Source organism: Rhodovulum sp. PH10, assembly GCF_000293785.1.
In the GTDB taxonomy this organism is placed as follows: Bacteria; Pseudomonadota; Alphaproteobacteria; order Rhizobiales; family Xanthobacteraceae; genus Rhodoplanes.
The window spans coordinates 13,772-33,165 of record NZ_AKZI01000020.1 but is presented as its reverse complement, the minus strand read 5'-3'; the positions used below and the strand labels follow the sequence as shown (position 1 = coordinate 33,165).

Annotated in this window: 19 protein-coding genes; 9 read left to right on the top strand and 10 right to left on the bottom strand. The window is 69.6% G+C overall.

Annotated elements, in window-relative coordinates:
- The first annotated feature begins 33 nt into the window (after window positions 1-33).
- From A33M_RS04415 to A33M_RS04385, 7 genes are all read left to right on the top strand, one after another.
- On the top strand, window positions 34-261 hold the full coding sequence (locus tag A33M_RS04415) for a hypothetical protein (protein ID WP_157223322.1): 228 nt from the start codon (window positions 34-36) through the stop codon (window positions 259-261).
- A 122-nt stretch (window positions 262-383) separates the two neighbouring features.
- The gene (pufB, locus tag A33M_RS04410; RefSeq protein ID WP_008383964.1) at window positions 384-581 is read left to right on the top strand and encodes a light-harvesting antenna LH1, beta subunit; all 198 of its coding nucleotides are present in this window, start codon (window positions 384-386) and stop codon (window positions 579-581) included.
- Between the two features lie 21 nt (window positions 582-602).
- Entirely contained in the window at window positions 603-785 is a 183-nt protein-coding gene (pufA, locus tag A33M_RS04405) for a light-harvesting antenna LH1, alpha subunit (protein ID WP_008383962.1), read from the top strand.
- A 106-nt stretch (window positions 786-891) separates the two neighbouring features.
- Window positions 892-1,716 carry a photosynthetic reaction center subunit L gene (gene pufL, locus A33M_RS04400; RefSeq protein WP_040619274.1) on the top strand — a complete coding sequence of 275 codons (825 nt, stop codon included), beginning with the start codon at window positions 892-894 and terminating at the stop codon, window positions 1,714-1,716.
- Window positions 1,717-1,731: 15 nt separating this feature from the next.
- Window positions 1,732-2,709 (top strand): photosynthetic reaction center subunit M, encoded by a 978-nt coding sequence (gene pufM, locus A33M_RS04395; protein WP_008383958.1) that lies wholly within the window; start codon window positions 1,732-1,734, stop codon window positions 2,707-2,709.
- Window positions 2,706-3,752: a photosynthetic reaction center cytochrome PufC gene (gene pufC / locus A33M_RS04390; protein WP_008383955.1), complete on the top strand. Its 1,047-nt coding sequence runs from the start codon at window positions 2,706-2,708 to the stop codon at window positions 3,750-3,752. Before pufM ends, pufC begins: the two co-directional genes overlap by 4 nt.
- 717 nt (window positions 3,753-4,469) lie before the next feature.
- The gene (locus A33M_RS04385) at window positions 4,470-5,300 is read left to right on the top strand and encodes a biliverdin-producing heme oxygenase (protein ID WP_008383953.1); all 831 of its coding nucleotides are present in this window, start codon (window positions 4,470-4,472) and stop codon (window positions 5,298-5,300) included.
- 274 nt (window positions 5,301-5,574) lie between these two features.
- On the opposite strand, the gene A33M_RS04380 is transcribed toward A33M_RS04385, so the two are convergent.
- The 10 genes from A33M_RS04380 to A33M_RS04335 all read right to left on the bottom strand — a co-directional run bounded on the left by A33M_RS04380 (window position 5,575) and on the right by A33M_RS04335 (window position 17,136).
- Window positions 5,575-6,249 (bottom strand): hypothetical protein, encoded by a 675-nt coding sequence (locus A33M_RS04380; RefSeq protein ID WP_157223321.1) that lies wholly within the window; start codon window positions 6,247-6,249, stop codon window positions 5,575-5,577.
- A 128-nt stretch (window positions 6,250-6,377) separates the two neighbouring features.
- Window positions 6,378-8,645 (bottom strand): GAF domain-containing protein, encoded by a 2,268-nt coding sequence (locus A33M_RS04375; protein WP_008383949.1) that lies wholly within the window; start codon window positions 8,643-8,645, stop codon window positions 6,378-6,380.
- A gap of 177 nt (window positions 8,646-8,822) precedes the next feature.
- Window positions 8,823-10,196, bottom strand: coding sequence for a transcriptional regulator PpsR (gene ppsR / locus A33M_RS04370; protein WP_008383947.1), 1,374 nt, complete (start codon window positions 10,194-10,196; stop codon window positions 8,823-8,825).
- Window positions 10,197-10,490: 294 nt separating this feature from the next.
- Window positions 10,491-10,820: a hypothetical protein gene (locus tag A33M_RS04365; protein ID WP_008383944.1), complete on the bottom strand. Its 330-nt coding sequence runs from the start codon at window positions 10,818-10,820 to the stop codon at window positions 10,491-10,493.
- Between the two features lie 10 nt (window positions 10,821-10,830).
- On the bottom strand, window positions 10,831-11,346 hold the full coding sequence (locus tag A33M_RS04360) for a TspO/MBR family protein (RefSeq protein ID WP_202801790.1): 516 nt from the start codon (window positions 11,344-11,346) through the stop codon (window positions 10,831-10,833).
- Entirely contained in the window at window positions 11,343-12,545 is a 1,203-nt protein-coding gene (locus A33M_RS04355) for a geranylgeranyl diphosphate reductase (RefSeq protein ID WP_040619271.1), read from the bottom strand. Before A33M_RS04355 ends, A33M_RS04360 begins: the two co-directional genes overlap by 4 nt.
- Window positions 12,546-12,547: 2 nt before the next feature.
- A complete protein-coding gene (locus tag A33M_RS04350) occupies window positions 12,548-13,924 on the bottom strand; it encodes a BCD family MFS transporter (protein ID WP_008383931.1) in 1,377 nt (458 codons plus the stop codon).
- Window positions 13,921-14,850 carry a chlorophyll synthase ChlG gene (gene chlG, locus A33M_RS04345; RefSeq protein WP_008383928.1) on the bottom strand — a complete coding sequence of 310 codons (930 nt, stop codon included), beginning with the start codon at window positions 14,848-14,850 and terminating at the stop codon, window positions 13,921-13,923. Before chlG ends, A33M_RS04350 begins: the two co-directional genes overlap by 4 nt.
- Window positions 14,851-14,904: 54 nt before the next feature.
- The gene (gene ppsR / locus A33M_RS04340) at window positions 14,905-16,329 is read right to left on the bottom strand and encodes a transcriptional regulator PpsR (RefSeq protein ID WP_008383926.1); all 1,425 of its coding nucleotides are present in this window, start codon (window positions 16,327-16,329) and stop codon (window positions 14,905-14,907) included.
- A gap of 66 nt (window positions 16,330-16,395) precedes the next feature.
- Window positions 16,396-17,136: a cobalamin B12-binding domain-containing protein gene (locus A33M_RS04335; protein WP_008383925.1), complete on the bottom strand. Its 741-nt coding sequence runs from the start codon at window positions 17,134-17,136 to the stop codon at window positions 16,396-16,398.
- Between the two features lie 426 nt (window positions 17,137-17,562).
- Here A33M_RS04335 and bchF point away from each other — a divergent pair, with 426 nt between their 5' ends.
- The gene (bchF, locus tag A33M_RS04330) at window positions 17,563-18,096 is read left to right on the top strand and encodes a 2-vinyl bacteriochlorophyllide hydratase (protein WP_008383923.1); all 534 of its coding nucleotides are present in this window, start codon (window positions 17,563-17,565) and stop codon (window positions 18,094-18,096) included.
- Window positions 18,093-19,394, top strand: coding sequence for a ferredoxin:protochlorophyllide reductase (ATP-dependent) subunit N (locus A33M_RS04325; RefSeq protein ID WP_008383922.1), 1,302 nt, complete (start codon window positions 18,093-18,095; stop codon window positions 19,392-19,394). Before bchF ends, A33M_RS04325 begins: the two co-directional genes overlap by 4 nt.

Here is a 19,394-nt window from a genome sequence, read left to right as displayed (position 1 = left end):
CGGCGATCTTGAATTCAACAGGAGGGTGTCCTCATGGCTGAGAGAACGGAGCGGCTCATGCCGGGCCTTCGCGAGAAGGAGTCGACGGATTTCCGGCTCATTTTCGCCCTGGCCTTCTTCGCCTTCCTGCTGGAGGCCATCGGACGTCGGGTCGTGATGCGTGCCATGCGCATCGAAGGCGGCGCCGAAGGTGAAAAATCCGTCATTGCCGAAGCGAAGGCCGCGGCCTGCAAATACGTTCCGTTCGCTTTCATGGGATGACGGGATCGCACGCTTGCCCGACGTTAGCCGGGCGAGAGATCGTCGTGGCTCGCCACGACATCCCAAGCCGCGCGGGATGGGCGCGGTAACGGCCGCAAGGCCATTCATCGGAGAGTATCTCCATGGCTGAGAGAGAAACGTCTTTGTCAGGTCTGACCGAGGCTGAGGCGAAGGAATTCCACGCCATCTTCGTTTCCAGCTTCATCGGCTTCATCGTCGTGGCCCTCGTCGCCCACGTTCTCGCGTGGAATTTCCGTCCGTGGCTCCAGAAGGCCCCTGCCGGCTGGGCGCTGCTCGAGACCCTGACCTCTCTGGTCTAATTCCAAGCGGGAGAATGAGACATGTGGAAGATCTGGTTGCTGTTTGATCCGCGTCGGGTCCTGGTTGCTCTGTTCACGTTCCTGACCATCCTGGCGCTTCTGATCCACTTCATCCTCCTCGGCACCTCCCGCCTGAACTGGCTGGAGTATCCGCAGGTTCCGGCGAAGGCGGCGTCGATCGAGATGCCGGTCTCCCTGAGCTGAGCCGTTTGGACCGGTTGGCGGGCGTGGTGCCGGCGTGCATCACGCCCGCCACCGGAATTCGGTAACGGGGTGGCGCTGGCGGCGCTTCCCGAGCGGAGGATCGAGCATGGCTATGCTCAGTTTTGAGAGAAAGTATCGCGTCCGCGGGGGGACGTTGATCGGGGGGGACCTGTTCGACTTCTGGGTGGGGCCATTCTACGTCGGCTTCTTCGGAGTCACGACGATCGTCTTCGCGACCCTCGGGACCCTTCTGATCGTCTATGCGGCGGCCCTCGGGCCGACGTGGAACATTTGGCAGATCAACATCGCACCGCCCGATCTCAAATACGGGCTCGGACTGGCCCCGCTGAAGGAAGGCGGCTTCTGGCAGCTCATCACGGTGTGCGCGCTGGGAGCATTCGTCTCGTGGGCGCTGCGCCAGGCCGAGATCGCCCGCAAGCTCGGCATGGGCTACCACATCCCGGTTGCGTTCAGCTTTGCGATCTTCGCGTATTTCTCGCTGGTGGTGATTCGTCCGGTGCTGCTCGGGGCCTGGGGGCACGGCTTCCCCTACGGCATCATGAGCCATCTCGATTGGGTGTCGAACACGGGTTACCAATTCCTTCACTTCCACTACAACCCCGCTCATTGCCTCGCGATCACGTTCTTCTTCACGACGTGCCTGGCGCTGGCGATGCACGGGTCCTTGATCCTGTCGGCGTCCAATCCGGGCGAGGGCGAGAAGGTCAAGGGGGCGGAGCACGAGAACACCATCTTCCGCGACACGATCGGCTACTCGATCGGCACGCTCGCCATTCATCGGCTCGGCCTGTTCCTCGCGATCAGCGCGGCGTTCTGGAGCGCCGTCTGCATCATCATCAGCGGACCGTTCTGGACCCGTGGCTGGCCGGAGTGGTGGAGCTGGTGGCTCGACCTTCCGATCTGGTCATAGGAAGGGAGTTCCTCGATGGCCGAGTATCAAAACATCTTCACCCGGGTTCAGGTCCGGGGCCCCGCCTATGCCGGTGTGCCGCTCGACGGCATCGTCGGGATCCGGTTGGGCAAGGGCGGCTTCTCCTACTGGCTGGGCAAGTTCGGTGACGCGCAGATCGGGCCGATCTATCTCGGCTGGACCGGGCTCGCCTCCGTGCTGTTCGGGTCGTTGGCGATCTTCATCATCGGGCTCAACATGCTGGGGTCGGTGAACTGGGATCCGATCCAGTTCGTCCGTCAGCTGCCCTGGCTCGCGCTCGAGCCGCCGCCGCCGCAGTACGGGATCGGCTTCGCGCCGCTCGCCGAGGGCGGCTGGTGGCAGATCGCCGGCTTCTTCCTCACCGCCTCGATCATCCTGTGGTGGATCCGGGTCTATCGCCGCGCGCTGGTGCTCGGCATGGGCACCCATCTCGCCTGGGCGTTCGCGTCGGCGATCTGGCTCTATCTGGTGATCGGCTTCATCCGCCCGGTGATCCTGGGCAGCTGGGCCGAGGCGGTGCCGTTCGGCATCTTCCCGCACCTCGACTGGACCGCGGCGTTCTCGATCCGCTACGGGAACCTCTACTACAACCCGTTCCACATGCTCTCGATCGCCTTCCTGTACGGTTCGGCCGTGCTGTTCGCGATGCATGGCGCGACCGTGCTGGCGATGAGCCATTACGGCGGCGACCGTGAGGTCGAGCAGATCGTCGACCGCGGGACGGCCTACGAGCGCGGTGCCTTGTTCTGGCGCTGGACCATGGGCTTCAACGCGACGGCCGAGTCCATCCATCGGTGGGCGTGGTGGTTCGCGGTGCTGTGCCCGCTGACCGGTGGCATCGGCATGCTGCTGACGGGAACCGTGGTCGACAACTGGTTCCTGTGGGGCATCAAGCACGGCCTGGTGCCGTCCTATCCGGCGGTGTTCCCGCCCGTCGTCGATCCCACCACGCTGACGGGAGCAATGCCATGAACAAGTTCATCGCTGGCATGATCGCCGTGTTCGGCGCGGCGGCCTTCGCCATCTTCTGCATCATCGTGTTCGAGGCTCCGCCGATCGACACCGTGCAGCGTGGCTTCCGCGGACTGGGCATGGTCGAGAACACCAACCCGCGGCTCGAGCGGATCAAGGTCGGCGCCAACCAGCTGCCGGAGCCGACCCCGCCGTCCGACAAGGCCGGCCACACGGCCGCCTCCGTCTACAAGAACGTGCCGATCCTCGGCTCGATGGACGAGGCCGACTTCCTGCGGCTGATGTCCGACATCACGGCGTGGGTCGCCCCGCAGCAGGGGTGCGTCTACTGCCACGACGAGAACGATTACGCGGCCGAGCGGCCGTACACCAAGATCGTCTCCCGTCGGATGCTCGAGATGGTGCGTTACATCAACGGCTCGTGGAAGACGCACGTCGCCGACACCGGCGTCTCGTGCTTCGCCTGCCACCGCGGTCAGCCGGTCCCGGCCAATGCCTGGTTCCTGCCGAAGCGTAGCCAGCCGTTCAACATCGTCGGCAACCGGCCGGCGCAGAACCTCGCGACCGGCTCCGAGAACGTCGCCTTCATGGCGGTGCAGAACCAGCCGTTCGCGCCCTTCCTGCAGAAGACGGACGAGATCCGCGTGGTGCCCACCCGGGTGCTGCACGGCAAGAACGTCCCGTCGATGCAGGCGACCGAGGCGACCTACGGCCTGATGGGTCACATCTCGCAGGCGTTGGGCGTCAACTGCACCTACTGCCACAACTCGCGCTCGTTCATGTCGTGGGATCAGTCGACCCCGCAGCGTTCGACCGCGTGGTATGCGATCCGCATGGTGCGGGCGCTCAACAACGACTACCTCGAGCCTCTGAAGCCGGTGTTCCCGGCCAACCGGCTCGGGCCGCAGGGCGACGTGGCGAAGGTCAACTGCACGACCTGTCACGCGGGCGTGGCGAAGCCGCTGTACGGCGCCGCCATGATCAAGGACTACCCGATCCTGGTCGGCCCCGCACCGGCTCGGACGGCGTCCGCCGCGAAGTGAGCCCGGCACCGTCGCGCGGGTCGCCCAGGGCGGCTCGCCGACGATGCGGCGAAACCTCGTCAGCAACGGCGTTGTCGGCTCCGGCCGACAACGCCGAATTTTTGGGGCCTCGTCCGGGGACTCGTCCCCGGGACTCGTCCCTGCAACTCGTCCCAGCGCCTCGTCCCTGGGACTCGTCCCCGCGGCCCCGCCTGGGGCACGTCCCCGGATTGGATCTCGCCACCGCGGCTCGTCCCGCCGGATTGTGGCACTCGGGCTTGCGCCTGAAGGCGCGCTCCTGGAGCTCGCTCCCCCGAAGCTGTCTCCGGACCCGCTCGTGACCGGGTGGACCGGCTGGCGCGGCGGTCGTCGAGGTTCGCTATTCCCACTCGCCACTCGCCACTCGCCACTCGCCACTTGCTGCTCGCTATTCGCTATTCGCTATTCGCCACTCGGTATTCGCTATTCGCCACTCGCTATTCGCTGTTCGCAGAAATCCCCGCGGATGTCCGGAGACACGCGGCGCGGGTCGAGGCGCCCGCGGGCAACGTCGCGCCGACAACCTCGCGCGGGTGCCGCTGCGCGGATGCCGGGGCGCGGGCCGAACCGTCCTACGGTAGTGGTGTCGTCGTAACGCTCGTATAGGAACCAAGAAACCGGCCGCACGGCGGCCCTGCGGCGCGGTGCGTTGATTTCGGCACGGGTTCGGCGTTTGATCCGGTGATGCCGGAGGGCCCGATGAGCGACGAGAACCAGCGCGCCGATGCCGAGAGGCGCCGCGGCGAACAGGCGACCCGCGACACGCGCAGCGAGGCCGAGCGCGCCCGCGACGAGCGGTCCGACCGCGCGGCCGGCACCGAGGTCGACAGCGGGGTTCCGTCACCCGAGGAGATCCGGCGGGTCGGCCTGTCGAACGCGCTGCGCGACCTGACCGCGCCGCTGCATCGCCGGGCCGAGCGTTCCGGCGTGATCAGCGACATTGTGCGCGGCCGCGCCACCCGCGAAGCCTATGCGCTGCTGCTGCGCAACCTCCATCCCGTCTACGACGCGCTGGAGCGCGGGCTCGAGCGGCATCGCCACGACCCCGCGGTGCAGTTGATGGCGCGGCCCGAGGTTTACCGGGCGAACGCCATCGCCCAGGATCTCGTCAGCCTGTGCGGTTCGGATTTCGCCGAAAGGGTGCCGCTGCTGCCGGCCGGCGCGCACTACGCGGCCGCGGTCGAGGCGGCGGCCGAGGGCGACGGCGTCGGGCTGATCGGCCACGCCTACACGCGCTATCTCGGCGACCTCTCGGGGGGGCAGGTGGTCGGCCGGGTGCTGGCGCAAACCCTCGGCCTCGGCAGCGAGGCGCGCTCGCTCTACGAGTTCGCCACCATCGTCTCGCTCGATTCGTACAAGGGCCGCTACCGCGATGCGCTCGACCGCGCCGCCTTCGAGACCGAGCGCTGCGACGTGATCCTGTCCGAGGCGATGCGCGCGTTCCGCCTCAACATCGCGCTGTTCTGGGCGGTGCACGACGCGATCGCCAGCGGCTCGGGCGAGCCCTCGCCAGCCGCCGCCGGCGGTTGATCGTTCTCTCCGGCTGTTTTCTTCTTCGGCCATTCTCTTCGGCGCCCGCTCGGCGGCCCCGAAGCCTCCCGACGCGCGAAAAAAAGAAAGCGGGCGGCGAATGCGCCACCCGCTGCCGATCGGGACGAGATGCTGCCGACGTGCCGACGGTGAAGGTGTTCGACCTCGTCCCCGGAGATGGCCGCGTCGCGGCCGCTCCAGACGAGGTCGTCGTTTCCCGCCGCCGGGATCGATCGGTCGCGGCTCGCTCCCTCCGGGATCACTCCCGCCGGGCTCACTCCGTCCAGGGCTCGTCGCCGGCGGTGGCATAGAGGCCGACCGCGACGTCCGGCTTCGGCGTAGGCTCGTCCTCGGCCGATCCCCAGCGGAAGATCTTTGCGAACAGGCCCGGCTTCGGCTGCTCGGTGAGATCGATCTTCTTGGCCGCGAGGCAGGCCTCGACCGCGGCCTTGATCGCCGGCAGCGAGGCGTTCGGCAGGCGGATCGCGCCGATCAGCAAGCCGTCGTCGATGCCGAGCATGCATTCGCGCAAGCCCGCGCGGGTCGGGCCGCTCGGCTCGGCCGGCAGCGCCAGCTCGCCGTGAACCGTCAGGGTGGTGGTGCGGGTGGAAACCACCGGGGTGGCGAGGCACAAGGTCTCGCCGGCGACCGCGGTGCATTTCGGCGCCTCGCCGATCTTTGCCTGCGGCCAGCCGGAGATCGTCGCGAGCTCGAAGGCGATGCGCGGCTTGCCCTCCGCGGGGGTCGCCGAGACGCCGAACTTCGCGCCGCTCGTCAGCGAGTCGGCGCCGCCCGCCGCCTCGATCTTCGACGCCGCCTCGGGCGTCGCGAACGGCGCCGCGACGTCGACGGCGAGCCGCTTGATGGTCAGGGTCATCGGGGTCTGAGCGCCCGCTGCGGCGGGCAGCAGCACGGCCAGGGACAATCCGATCAGCAACGAACCACGCACGATATCCTCCAATGTCGGCCCGGCAATGGCGCGACTGTATCGCAAGGCCGCCGGTTCCGACAGACCGTCGCGACAGGCCGTCACGACACGGCGATCGTCGGGGCGTCGCGACACCGGCGTCGGCGTGATCAGTTCACGTCGCGCGGGCGGATCGGATGCGGTGGCGCCACCGGATCGTCGGAGGGTTCGTCTACCCGCGCGTCGTTCGGGTGCGCATCTTGCGCTCGCGGGTCGTGCGGCTGGGTCTCGGCGCGGATCGAATGCGAGGCGAGATGCGCCAACACCTCGGCCGCGCGCTGAACCGAGGCCTGCACGCTCGCCAGCATCTCGGCCATGCGGGCGGTGTCGAGCCCGTCGGTGATCTCGAGCGCGGCGAGCTGGGCGTTCTCGACCACCGGCGAGAGCAGCGTGCGATAGAGGTGGTCGGCCTTGGGATCGAGCCGCACCGAGGCGAGCAGGTTGCGGTCGATCACGCCCTCCTGGAAGCGGCTGCGTGCCGCCTCGGCCGCCTTGCGCTCGGTCATGTCCATGAACAGCAGCACGAAGCCGAGCACTTTTCCGGGCGAGGAGAAGACCGGATCGGCGCGCACCAAAAGCTGCTTCGCATCGCCGTCGCCGACCGCGAGCCGCACCTCGCCGCGCCAGGTGCGGTGCTGCAGCGTGAGGTCGCGCAGCCGCTGGCGCATCTCCGCGAGATTGGCGAACAGCGGCGCGAGGTCGTCGAGGCGGGCGAGATCGTTGCGCACGTTCGGCAGCAGCCGGTCGAACGCCGGGTTGCACAGCAGGATGCGGCCGTCGGCATCGGCGATGATCGCCGGCTGGTCGGAGATCACCACCTGGCTGCGCACGGTGTCGAGCTGGTGCTGGGCGATCAGCACGCTGACCGCGCGGAACTGCAGCACGACGTCGGTCACCGTGTCGCTGATCAGCCGCGCGGCGGTGAGGTCGGCGGCCGACCAGGAATCGCAGGTGCCCTCGACCAGCTGATGCCACTTCGCGAACGAGCGGCGCGGCGAGAGCTGGGTCGGGCTGTCGCCGATCTCGACGGGCTTCAGCGGATCGCCGCCCCAGGTGACGGTGCGCACCCGCTCGGGGCGGAACCAGATCAGCCACTCCCCCGGCGTGTTCGACACCGGGGCGGCGAGCAGCCCGGCGGCGACCGGCGCGAGCCGGGCGAGCTCGGGCGCCTCGCTGCCGAGCGCAGCGGTCGCGACCAAGGGTTCGCGCGGCTTGGCGTCCAGCCATGCGCCGACCTCGCGCAGGTCGGGGGTGCCGGGCACGTCGCCGGTGGTGAGGATCTGGCCCTCGTAAAGGAGCGCCGCGCCGGTCGCCCCGACCGGCACCAGGAGCGCCTGCGAGTTGTCGAACAGCGCCATCCGCCAGTCGCCCTCGCGGGCGATCGCCTCGATCATGCGCTGCTCGAGCCGGCGCACCGACAGCTCGGCCTGCGCCTGCACGAAGCTTTCGAGCGCGGCGATGCGAGTTGCGACCGCTTCCGCGAGCAGCTCACACACCGCGCGCACCTCGAACGACACCGCCCGCGGCACGTAATGGTGGCAGGAGACCAGCCCCCACAGCTTGCCGCCGACCATCAGCGAGGCGACCAGCGTCGCGCCCACCCCCATGTTCTTGAGGTACTGGATGTGGATCGGCGACATCGAGCGCAGCGCGCACAGCGACATGTCGAGATCCCGGCCGGTGATCGGCGAGTAGCGCGGCACCAGCAGCACGGGCGCGTAGGCGACGTCGACCAGCACCCGCACGCGGTTGCGCTCGTAGAGCCGGCGGGCGATCTGCGGGATGTCGGAGGCGGGATACCAGTTGCCGAGATAGGGCTCGAGCTCGGGCTCGCGCTGCTCGGAGAAAATCTGGCCGTGGCCCTGCTCGTCGAAGCGATAGATCATCACCCGGTCGTAGCCGGTCGCGGTCTTGAACACGCGCGCCGCCTCGTCGCACAGGGCGCGCACCGAGGGGGCGGCGAGGATCGCCTGCAGCGCCTTGGCGAGATGGTCGGCGAGCGGCACGGCGGCGCCGGCGTGCTCCAGCTCGACGATCAGGCCCTCGCCGGGCGGGCGATGCAGCAGGCCGTCGTACAGCCGGCCGCCGATCCGGCAGCGGATCGCCCGCGGGATGGTGTCGAGCGGATCGCCGAGATGCGGCCGCACCGCCTCGGCGAGGCCGGCCGAGATCGCCTCGAGCGTTTGCCCGAGCACCGGTGCGGCGAGGCCGAGAAACGCGGCCGCGTTGGTGCTCGCCTGCACGACCGTGCCGTCGCTTTCCCGCACCATCATCAGCGCGCCGTGCGGCTGAATCGACTGGGCGAGGTGAATCTGCTCCAGCTCACAGTTCGAGAGGTCGGCCTGCCCGAAGGGCGGGTTCGAGAGTGGCTCTCCCAAGTCTAGCTCCGGTTTCGTCAGCGTACGTCGTTTCCGACCCTTCGCGGCGGGTCGCGGGGATGAAACGGGGCCGCACCGCGCAGCGGTCACGGTGCCCGACGAACGGATTGAACCGGATGGATCGGCCGCTCGTCCAGCCCCGGCGACGGCACCCGCCGAAGAAATCGATGGCGGCGATCAACCTTTCCCGGAGGAGCCCGCGGGGGGCGTGTCTCCCAGATCGTAGCGATTGAGCTTGGCGTAGAGGCTCTGGCGGCTGAGGCCGAGCAATTCGGCCGCCGCCGTGCGGTTGCCGCCGGCGAGATCGAGCGCGGCGCGGACGTAATGCCGCTCCACCACGCCGACCGTGTCGCGCACCAGCTTGCGCAGCGTGGTCTTGCCGATCTGCTCGGTGAGCGGGCCGAGGGCGGAGATCAGCCGGTCGGCGTCCTCGATCGGCGGCAGCCGGCGGGCGACGTCGCGCAGCAGCACGCCGACATGCGGATTGCCGGGCTCGCCGGTGCCGGCGGCCGAGATCTCGACCTCGGTGTTGGCGCCGAGCTCGCCGTGAATGGTGGTGGAGAACAGCCGCACGAAGCGCTGGCGGTGGACGTTGGCGAGCAGCACCGTGAGGTCGGCGCCGGGCCGCCACAGCCAGCGGCCGAGCCGCTCGCCCACCACGACACCCTTGGAGCCGACCTCGACGAGATCGAGAAATGCCTGGTTGGCCCGGCGGATCACGCCGTCCTGGTTGATCACCACGAAGCCGTCCGGCATCCGCTCGAGCAAATCCTCGACCGACAGGCGGTCGGGCTGGGCGGGCAGCGGCAGCGGCGAGCCGACCGGGGCGAGCTGGATCAGGAAGATCGGGCCGGGGTCGGAGGTCATCAGCGAGGCGCGCACCAGGCAGGCCTTCCGGTCCTCGCCGAAATGCATGATGATGCCGGGCGCCTTGCCCTGCTCGCGCACCCGGGCGAGCATCGCCTGGAGGACGTCGCGCTCCTCCGGCAGCACGTCGGCGAGGAAATCGCGGCCGGCGACGCTGCCCGGCGGCTCGCCCGCCGCGCCGAGCGCGTGCACGGCGGCCGGGTTCGCCTCGACGATCTTCAGGTTGCTGGCGCGCAGCAGCAGCACCGCCTCGGTGGAGCTCTGGAACAACAGACGGTAGCGCGTCTCGACATCGCGCAACTTCCAATAGTCGCGCTCCATGGTCTGCTGGGCGGCGATCAGGCGCGACTGCAGCTCGGCCACGGCCTGCAAATTCTTGCCGATGGCGAGCAGGCCCGGCCGGCCGCCGAGCAGCACGGTGGTGTACTCGATCGGCAGCTCGCGGCCGCTGGGGAAGCGCTGGGTGACCTGACGGAACGCCGACACCCCGGTCTCCAGGGCGTCCTGCACCATCCGGCGGACCTTGTCCTCGCCGAGCCCGGTGACGGTCTCCACCCACGGCTTGCCCAGCCACGCCTCGACGCCCTTCTCGAAAATGGCATCGGACAGCGTGACCTCGCGGATCACCCCGTTGGTGTCGAGGAGCAGCGTGACGTCCGGCTGCGCAATGTTGAGAGTCGTCATGGTCGCTCGAATCACTCTACGGAGGCGACCGCACGCTGCCCTCGTTGGTCATGAACGCCATGACCGATGATCTCAGCGGGAGCCCGGCGGCACTGGGGGTTCGCTCACCACGGGCGAATCAGAACGATCTGGGTTCGAATCCTGTAAATGTCAATTGGACCTGTCCAACTCGTCCGTCAACCGAACTATTGCGTACGTTCTGGAAGTTCAATAGCCGTCTCGACAGAGCTGTCCGGCATTTTTGGACGGCGCCGCAATCTTGGCGTGTCGAAGACTGTATTTCCCACCGATCGATCAGAGTCTGTCGGTTGCCGTACCTCCTCTCGGTCTTGCCGGTGAATAGTCGGTGGCATTCCACCGCGAGGCGAGATCGGCCAAATGCGCCAGGAGCGAGCCGATCAGGCAGGCGGGAATCCACGGCCACGCCGCCCCGGCGAGGGCGGCGCGCACCGCGAGCAGCAGGAAGGCACCGGAGAGAAGGCCGCCCCAGACCGACCGCAGCGACGGGCCGCGGCCGGTCAGCCGATGGAGAGCGGCGAGCCCCACCGCCTCGATCACCACCAGCACCAGGACCACGTCGACGATCCGGGGCGAGGCACTCCAGGCGGAAAGGGTGTCGGACATCGGCATTCCGTCAGACGAACGGGCCGTTGAGCTGCACCACCGTCCAGGTGAGGTACGAGGCGATCGTCACCCACACGAGATACGGAAAGAACAGCAGGCTCGCCGTCTTGGAGTCCCGCCACGGCAGGAGCACCAGCAACAGCACGCACAACCAGAGAAAGCCGACCTCGACCAGCGCGTAGTCGGGCCGCTGGAGCGCGAAGAAGAGATAGCTCCACAGAATGTTGAGCGCGCCCGTGGCGACGAAGAAGAACACCACCCAGCCGCGGCGAACCGGGCCTTCCACGTCCCGCCAGGCGAACGCCATCGCGAACACCGAGAGGACGAAGATCGTCGACCAGACGATCGGGAAGGCCCAATCCGGCGGCTGCCACCAGGGCTTTTGCAGCGCCTGGTACCAAGGTCCGAGGACCGTGAGGTCGCCGCCGATCCCGCCGACCACGGCGGTGACGACGGCGGCGAACAGCAGGGCCCACCCGAAGCTGCGGTGATACCGCGGGTGCTCGACGGGCAGGCGAGGGGTCAACGAGGTGAGGCGAGTCCGCACAGCGAAGCAACGTCCTTGAAAAAGATTTTGACGTGAGCGGCGGGCTTCGCCCGCACCAGCTCCTTGTTCATGTAAGCCTGCCAGGTGAGCCGCTGAACGTCGGGATCGCGGCACATGGCGACGAAACGCTCGCGCGTCCAATCGTTGCGATACCAGAAGCGCTGCAGCAGACCAAGGATGAAGAACACCCGGCCGTGTGCCTTCATGAATTGCTTGCGGGCCAGCCCCAGGTTTCTCGCATCGCCGGTGCGCAAGACTTCGTCGATCGCGTCGGCGGCGAGCCGGCCGCCGGTGAGCGCATAGTAGATGCCTTCGCCCGAAGCGGGGGCGACCACGCCCGCGGCGTCGCCGGCGAGCAGCACGTCGCGGCCATTGTCCCAGCGCTTCAGGGGATGCAGCGGGATCGGCGCGCCCTCGTGGCGGAGCGTCTCGCACTGGTCGAGCCCGGTGGTGCGGCGCAGGTTGGCGACCGCCTCGCGCAGCGCAAAGCCCTTCTTCATCGAGCCGGTGCCGATGCTCACCGTCGGCCCGTGGGGAAAGATCCAGGCGTAGAAGTCGGGCGAGAGCGGGCCCTGGTAATAGACGTCGCAGCGGTCGGCGATGAAGTCGGCGGCGCCGGGCTCCGGCGCGCGGACGATCTCGTGATAGGCGAAGACGTGCGGCACCTTGTCGGCGCCGGGCACCGCCTGCCGGCCGACCATCGACAAGGCGCCATCGGCGCCGATCACGGTGCGCGCCCGCACGCACACCGTCATGTCGGTCTTCTTCTCGGTGCGCGGGCGATAATGGACCACCGCCATGCCGCCGTCGTCGCGCTCGATGCGCTCGAAGGTGCCGTTGCGGCGGGTGGCGCCGGCCGCTTCGGCGCGGCTGCGCAGCCACTCGTCGAACGGGCCGCGGTCGACCATGCTGACATAGCCGCCGTCGATCGGCATCTCGACCTGCCGGGCCGAGGGGGCGATCATCCGGGCGCCGGTGATCTTCGCCACCAGCATGTGGTCGGGGATGTCGTAGTCGCGGATTGCCCGCGGCGGGATCGCGCCGCCGCACGGCTTGATCCGCCCCGCCTTGTCCAGCAGCAGGACGCTGCGGCCCTTGCGGGCGAGGTCGGTCGCTGCGGTGGCGCCGGCCGGGCCTCCACCCACCACCACGGTATCGTACGTCTCGAGTGCAGGCATGATCACCTCCGAGCCTCGGCCGGCGCGAGGCTCGCGCCGCCCTGCGCCATCTCGATGGCGGTTTCCTCGATGCGGGACGGGTGAACGCGGGCGGCGAGCAGCGCCGACGCGACGAACAGGAGAGCTTCGAGCGCGAACACGGTGGCGTAGGCGTCGACCGGCGAGCCGAGAAAGGCGCGGGCGACGTCGCTCGCGAGCGTCCCGGCAAAGCCGCCGAGGCCGAAGGCGATCGCCTGCGCGGCACCCCACAAGCCCATGCGGACGCCTTCGCGGCTCTCGCGGCCGCGGCTCGCGAGGCCCATCATCGAGCCGATCGCGGCGACCGCGTAGGCGCCGTTGGTGACGCCGAGCGCCATCACGCAGGCGCGCAGCGGCCAGCCCGGCCCGTGCAGCGAGCCGAGCGCGAGGGTGGTCAGCGCCACCGCCGAGGCGAGGCAGCCGCCGATCGCCCAGCCGCGCATCGAGCCGAGCCGCTTGCCGAGCCGCCCCGAGCCGGCGATGCCGACCACCGTCATGCCGATCAGCACGCCCGTATGCTGCACGCCGGCGAGCTTGGTCGATTCGCCCGGCGTGAAGCCGAACACCGTGCCGGCGAACGGCTCGAGGATGAGGTCCTGCGCCGAATAAGCGAGCATCGAGACGAACACGAACACCGCGAAGTGGCGCGCCTCGGGCTCCGCCCAGACTTGGGCGAGCGCCTCGCGAAAGGTCGCCTCCGGCGCGCCGGCGCTGGTGGAGACCGGGTTTCGCTTCGGAACGGCCGGGCCTTCGACGCCCCACACCGCGACCAGCGTCAGCGAGAAGGCGATGACCGAGACGACGCTCGCGACGGTGACGAGGCGGGCCGGCGAGAACGGGTCGAGCAGCTGGCCGGCGGCGCCGGCGGTGACGATGAAGCCGCCGATCATCATCACCCAGACGATGGTGGCGGCCGCCGCCCGGCGGTCGGGATGGACGCGCTTGGCGAGCAGCACCAGGAGCGAGGTGCCGGCGGCGCCGACCCCGACGCCGATGCCGAGAAAGGCGAGCATCGCGATCGCCACCCCGGCGATCGGGCTGGTGCCGACCAGCGCGGTGCCGGCCGCCGCGGCCGCCCCGGACAGCGCCAAAATGCCCATGCCACCGACGATCCACGGCGTCAGCCGGCCGCCGGTGTCGGAGCCATACCCCCAGCGCGGGCGCAGAATCTGCACGGCGTAATGGATGCCGACCAGCGCGCCCGGCAGCACGGCCGGCAGCGCGAACTCCACCACCATCACCCGGTTGAGGGTCGAGGTGGTCAGCACGACGATGGCGCCGAGCGCGGTCTGCACCAGCCCGAGCCGGATGATGCCGGCGAGGCCGAGCGGCGCCGGGCCGGCTCCGGGGCTCGTGCTCATGCCGCCGCTCCGGCGAGCGGGGCGACGAAGGAGGCGACCGCGACCGCGCTCGCCATCATGCCGAGAACATAGAGGGTGACGCCGAGGCCGCTGAACCAGGTCGCCTTCTCGACCGGGCTCTTCAGGAACCGCACCATCAGCGCGGCCTGGGCGGCGAGCACGAGGCCGACCACGCCGGCGGCGATCGGCCGGCCCCAGGAAAGATGCAGCGCGATGACGACGAGCTGCGGCGCCGCCATCACCGCGCAGGCGACCTGCGCGGCCCGGTCGACGCCGAGCTTGACCGGCAGCGAGCCGACCCCGGTGCGGATGTCGCCCTCGATCGACTTGAAGTCGTTGAGCGTCATGATGCCGTGCGCGCCGGCCGAATAGAGGAGCGCGAGCGCGACGATCCACCACGGCGGCAGCCCGGCCAGCATCACCGCCGCGCCGGTGAACCAGGCGAACCCCTCGTAGGTGACGGCGCAGGCGGCGTTGCCGAGCCAGCCGTTCTGCTTCAGCCGGAACGGCGGGGCAGAGTACATCCAGGCGAGCACCAGCCCGACCGCGGCCGCCCCGAGCACCCAGGCGCCGAGCGTGCTCGCCACCAGGAGCGACACCAGCGTCCAGAGGACGGAGAGATAGAGCCCCCAGCGGCCGGGGATGCGGCCGGACGGGATCGGCCGGTCCGGCTCGTTGATGGCGTCGACATGGCGGTCGAACCAGTCGTTGACCACCTGGCTGGTGGCGACCAGCAGCGGCCCGCACAGCACGATGCCGACGATCACCACCCCCCAGCGCTCGGCGAGCGGCACGCCGGACGAGACGATGCCGCAGGCGAACGCCCACATCGGCGGGAACCAGGTGATCGGATGCAGGACCTCGAGCACCGCCGAGGGGGCGGGCAGTCTCGGCGTCGTGGTCGCGGCGGCAGGGGGAACGCTCATGCTTCAGGGCTCGCTCGTCTCACACGTTTCGATCGACCGCCGGGACCTTCGCGCTCATGTCTCGGCCTCGCCGGGATCGGGCGAATCGGCGAGCCCGTAGCGGCGCAGCTTGACGTAGAGGCTCTGCCGGCTGAGGCCGAGCATCTCGGCGGCCGAGGCGCGGTTGTTGCCGGTGAGCTCGAGCGCGGCCTCGATGCACAGCCGCTCGACCACGTCGGTCGCCTCGCGCACCAGCTCCTTGAGCGACACCCGCCCGACCAGCTCGGTGAGCTGGTCGACCGAGCGCGGCAGCTCGCGCCCCGCCCGCGCGTCGGTCGGCAGCCTGCGGCCGACATTGCGCACGGTGAAGCCGTAGAACGGCTCCGGCCCGCCGGTGACGGCGGCGGCCGAGATCTCGACGTCGGCCTGGGCGCCGAGCTCGCCGCGCAGCGTGGTGGCGAACAGCCGCACCGTGCCGATCTGCCGCAGATTGGCGATCATCACGTTGAGGTCGACGCCGGAGCGGCCGAGCCAGCGCTCGAGCGATTCGCCGCGGGCCTGCTCCTCGCTGGTGAGCTGGGCGAGGTCGAGGAAGGCGGGGTTGGCGGCCAGCACCCGGCCGTCGCGGTCGGTGACGACCAGGCCGTCGGGGGCGTGCTCGAAGAAGCGCAGCACCTTGGCCCGGCCCTCCAGCCCGGCCGGAACGGTCTCGCCGTCGGCCGGCGACAGACGCACCAGAAAGAGCGAGGCGCTCTCCTGGCGGAACAGCGAGGCGGAGACGAACACGTCGCGCCCGGCGTCGGCGAGCCGCGCGCGGGCGCTGTCGGCCCGGCCGGCCGAGCGGACGCCGGCGAGCAGCGCCTGCACCACCGGCACCTTGTCGGCGTCGAACGCCTCGAGCAGCGGCCGTCCGACGATCCGCCGGCCGGTTTCGCCGAACATCTGGGTCGCCGCCGGGTTCGCCTCGATCACCCGCTGCGAGGCGGAATCGACGATCAGCACCGGCTCCGGCGACATCTGGAAGAGCAGGCGATAGCGCGTCTCGGCGTGGCGGAGCCGCGTGTAGTCGCGCTCCATCGACTGCTGCGCCTCGACCAGGCGCTGCTGCAGCTCCGCCATCGGCCGCAGGTCGCGGCCGACCGCGACCAGCCGGCCGAGCTTGCCGACCTTGAGGGTGGCGTAGAGCACGGGCAGGTCGGTGCCGCGGGCGGTCGGGTGGTTGATCTGCCGGCGGGGCGACGACTCGTCGGTGGAGGCCTCGCGCAGCAGGGCCTCGACCTTGGGGCGGCTCTCGGCGGTGACGGTGTCGGACCAGGGCTGGCCGAGCCATGCGCCCTGACCCTCCAGAGCCACCAGAAGCTCCGGCGTGCAGGCCATGTCCCGGATGACGCCCTCGCCGGTGACGACCAGCGCCAGATCGGCGGCGGCGGCGACCAGGGTCGCGGCCGCCTCGACGTCGAGCTCTCCCAGCGACTCCTTAGGCGCTCTGAAAGCGTTCACGTGCGACCAGATCCCTTTGCCATGCCGCGTCCGGCAGTCGGTTCCTGGTCGCCGCGATGCGGCGTGTCAGGTCCGATGCGCCAACGCGGCCACCAGATGTTGCGCCTGCACCGGCGCCTGCCGGGCATCGAGCGCGGCGACGTCGGCACCGACCCGGGAGACGTATTCCGGGTGCTCGGCGAAGACGCGGCCGCCGACCAATATGCCGATGGAGCGGTTGCACGATTCCCGCCGCACCAGCGAAATGCACGAGGCCAGCGCCTCCAGCCGGCACTCGCAGCTCGCCGAGAGGCCGACCACGGCGAACCACTCGTCCCGCACCATCGCGACGAGGTCGCTCCGGGTCGGCACCGGCGCGTCCCACACCACCCAGCCGGCCCGGCGGAAGAACTCCGCCGCCACCGACAGGCCGAAGGTGTGCTGCTCGCCCGGCACCGGGACCAGCAGCACCGGCAGCGGCTCCTGCTGGTGCTCGACCTCGCACTCGAACGCCGCGCTCAATGCGCGCAGCACCCGGTGGAGGCGCCACAGGCCGAGCGTGACCTCCGGAAAGGTGCAGGCGTCGCTGTTCCACAGATCCCCCAGCCGCCGCGCCGTGCCGCCCAGCACGTCGAGGAAGATCCGCTCGGCCGGCATGCCGTGCGCGAGCAGCGACTCGACGTAGGCGAGCGCCCCGGTGTCGTCGCCCGCCACCACCCGCGCGGTGAGCGTCGCCACCTCGTCGCTGCCGGCGCCGTCCTCCACCGCGTCCTCCGCCTCGCAGGTGCAGCCCGCATGGGCGAGCACCAGGCGCGGGAGAACCTGCATCTCGATCGTGCGATCCAGCGGCGCGGCGTATCCGCCGACATCCCCGCTCGGTCCGTCGCCGAAGCGTCGGCCCGTCCCGCCCCACCATTCCCGTGCCGCTACTCGGGGTCTCGCTTCGGCCATGGCTACGCCCTCTCCACAAGTTAAAGCTCGCGCGACGGGACAGTCAAGTTTAGTTTACGTACAGAATTGTTGACACTGCATCGGAAGCATCCTAGGCTGCCTTCCACAGTGGCACGCGCAAGGAGCGGCGCGATGCGAAAAGGTGACACCGAGGGGTCGGTCCCGTCGTCGTTGCGCGCTGCGCAAGAGGCGCTCGGCCCCTGTGTTGTAGAAGTTTCATCGCACCACCCACCGCCCTCTACGTCAAGGGCGGTTGACATTCCGTGTCATTACCGATTGTCGGATCGGTCGGAATCTGATCATATGAACGTTCCGACCGCGCACCATCGCCCCGCAGCACCCGCCGCCCGCAAGCCGCTCCCGCTCTACACGCCGGAGGAGCGCAAGCGCCGGGACGCGTCCGGCTGGACCATCGTCCAGGGCATCCTCGCGCCGCTGCAGTTCCTGGTCTTTCTGGTCAGCCTCGGGCTGGTGATCCGCTTCCTGCTGACGGGCGAGGGATACTTCGCCGCGACGGTCTCCGTCGTGATCAAGACGGTCGTTCTCTACATCATCATGGTGACCGGCTCGATCTGGGAGCGGGTCGTCTTCGGGAAATACTTGTTCGCCCGCCCGTTCTTCTGGGAGGACGTGTTCAGCATGCTGGTGATCGCGCTGCACACGGCCTATCTGGCGGCGCTCGCACTGCACGCATCAGTGGAAACACAGATGGCGATCGCGCTCGCCGCCTATGCGTCGTACCTGATCAACGCGACCCAGTTCGTGCTCAAGCTGCGCGCCGCGCGGCGCCAGCAGGAGGCGGAGGACGCCGCCTCGATGGTGGGAGCGGCGTCATGAACGCGGTCCCGCCGATCGGCGCCGGCAAGGGTCCGGTTACAGGGCAGGGGTGCGAGGGCGCCCCGGTGCTGCACGAGCGCGGCCAGCGCGAGGTGTTCTGCGGCCTCACCGGCATCGTCTGGCTGCACCGCAAGATCCAGGACGCCTTCTTCCTCGTGGTCGGGTCGCGCACCTGCGCGCATCTGCTGCAGTCCGCCGCCGGCGTGATGATTTTTGCCGAGCCGCGCTTCGCCACCGCGGTGATCGAGGAGCGCGACCTCGCCGGCCTCGCCGACGCCAATGCCGAGCTCGACCGGGTGGTGACCCGGTTGCTCGAGCGCCGCCCGGACATAAAACTCCTCTTTCTGGTCGGCTCCTGCCCGTCCGAGGTGATCAAGCTCGATCTTTCGCGGGCCGCCGAGCGCTTGTCGGAGACGTTTGCGCCGGCCGTGAAGATCCGTTCCTGGTCGGGCAGCGGGCTCGAGACGACCTTCACCCAGGGCGAGGACGCCTGCCTCGCCGCGCTGGTGCCGGATCTGCCGGCCGAGAGCGCCGATGCGGCCCCCTCGCTCCTGGTGGTCGGCGCGCTCGCCGAGATCGTCGAGGACCAGTTTTCGCGCCTGTTCGCCGAGATGGGTGTCGAAAACGTGCGGTTCTTCCCGCCGCGTCGGTCGGGCGATCTCCCGCCGGTCGGGCCGCGGACGAAAATGCTGCTCGCCCAGCCGTTCCTCGCCGAGACCGCGCGTTTGCTCGAGAAGCGCGGCGCGACCCGGCTCGCCGCACCCTTCCCGTTCGGCGTCGAGGGCACCTCCGGCTGGCTCGCCGCCGCCGCCCGCGCCTTCGGGGTCGACGAGGAGCATTTCTTCCGCGTCATCGGGCCGCGGGCGGAGCGTGCCCGCACGGCGCTCGCCCGCCATCGCGAGATGCTCCAGGACAAGAGCCTCTTTTTCTTCCCCGATTCGCAGCTCGAGATTCCGCTGGCGCGGTTCGCCGCGCGCGAGCTCGGCATGCGGCTCGTCGAGGTCGGCACGCCGTATCTGCACCGCGGCCATCTGGCGCCGGAGCTGGCGCTGCTGCCGGCCGGCACCACGATCTCGGAAGGCCAGCACGTCGACAACCAGCTCGACCGCGCCCGCGCCGCCCGGCCCGACCTGACGGTGTGCGGGCTCGGCCTCGCCAATCCGCTGGAGGCCGAGGGTTTGCCGACCAAATGGTCGATCGAGCTTCTGTTCACTCCCGTTCACGGCTTCGAGCAGGCGGCCGACCTGGCAGAACTGTTCGCGCGCCCGCTCCTTCGCCGCAGCCGGCTGGTGGCCTGA

Bases quoted from the DNA above. Each gene is read 5' to 3' on its own strand.
- A33M_RS04415 (WP_157223322.1), top strand. From the start codon at position 34: ATGGCTGAGAGAACGGAGCGGCTCATGCCGGGCCTTCGCGAGAAGGAG.
- pufB (WP_008383964.1), top strand. From the start codon at position 384: ATGGCTGAGAGAGAAACGTCTTTGTCAGGTCTGACCGAGGCTGAGGCG.
- pufA (WP_008383962.1), top strand. From the start codon at position 603: ATGTGGAAGATCTGGTTGCTGTTTGATCCGCGTCGGGTCCTGGTTGCT.
- pufL (WP_040619274.1), top strand. From the start codon at position 892: ATGGCTATGCTCAGTTTTGAGAGAAAGTATCGCGTCCGCGGGGGGACG.
- pufM (WP_008383958.1), top strand. From the start codon at position 1,732: ATGGCCGAGTATCAAAACATCTTCACCCGGGTTCAGGTCCGGGGCCCC.
- pufC (WP_008383955.1), top strand. From the start codon at position 2,706: ATGAACAAGTTCATCGCTGGCATGATCGCCGTGTTCGGCGCGGCGGCC.
- A33M_RS04385 (WP_008383953.1), top strand. From the start codon at position 4,470: ATGAGCGACGAGAACCAGCGCGCCGATGCCGAGAGGCGCCGCGGCGAA.
- ppsR (WP_008383947.1), bottom strand. From the start codon at position 10,196: ATGACGACTCTCAACATTGCGCAGCCGGACGTCACGCTGCTCCTCGAC.
- A33M_RS04365 (WP_008383944.1), bottom strand. From the start codon at position 10,820: ATGTCCGACACCCTTTCCGCCTGGAGTGCCTCGCCCCGGATCGTCGAC.
- A33M_RS04355 (WP_040619271.1), bottom strand. From the start codon at position 12,545: ATGCCTGCACTCGAGACGTACGATACCGTGGTGGTGGGTGGAGGCCCG.
- A33M_RS04350 (WP_008383931.1), bottom strand. From the start codon at position 13,924: ATGAGCACGAGCCCCGGAGCCGGCCCGGCGCCGCTCGGCCTCGCCGGC.
- chlG (WP_008383928.1), bottom strand. From the start codon at position 14,850: ATGAGCGTTCCCCCTGCCGCCGCGACCACGACGCCGAGACTGCCCGCC.
- A33M_RS04335 (WP_008383925.1), bottom strand. From the start codon at position 17,136: ATGCAGGTTCTCCCGCGCCTGGTGCTCGCCCATGCGGGCTGCACCTGC.
- bchF (WP_008383923.1), top strand. From the start codon at position 17,563: ATGAACGTTCCGACCGCGCACCATCGCCCCGCAGCACCCGCCGCCCGC.
- A33M_RS04325 (WP_008383922.1), top strand. From the start codon at position 18,093: ATGAACGCGGTCCCGCCGATCGGCGCCGGCAAGGGTCCGGTTACAGGG.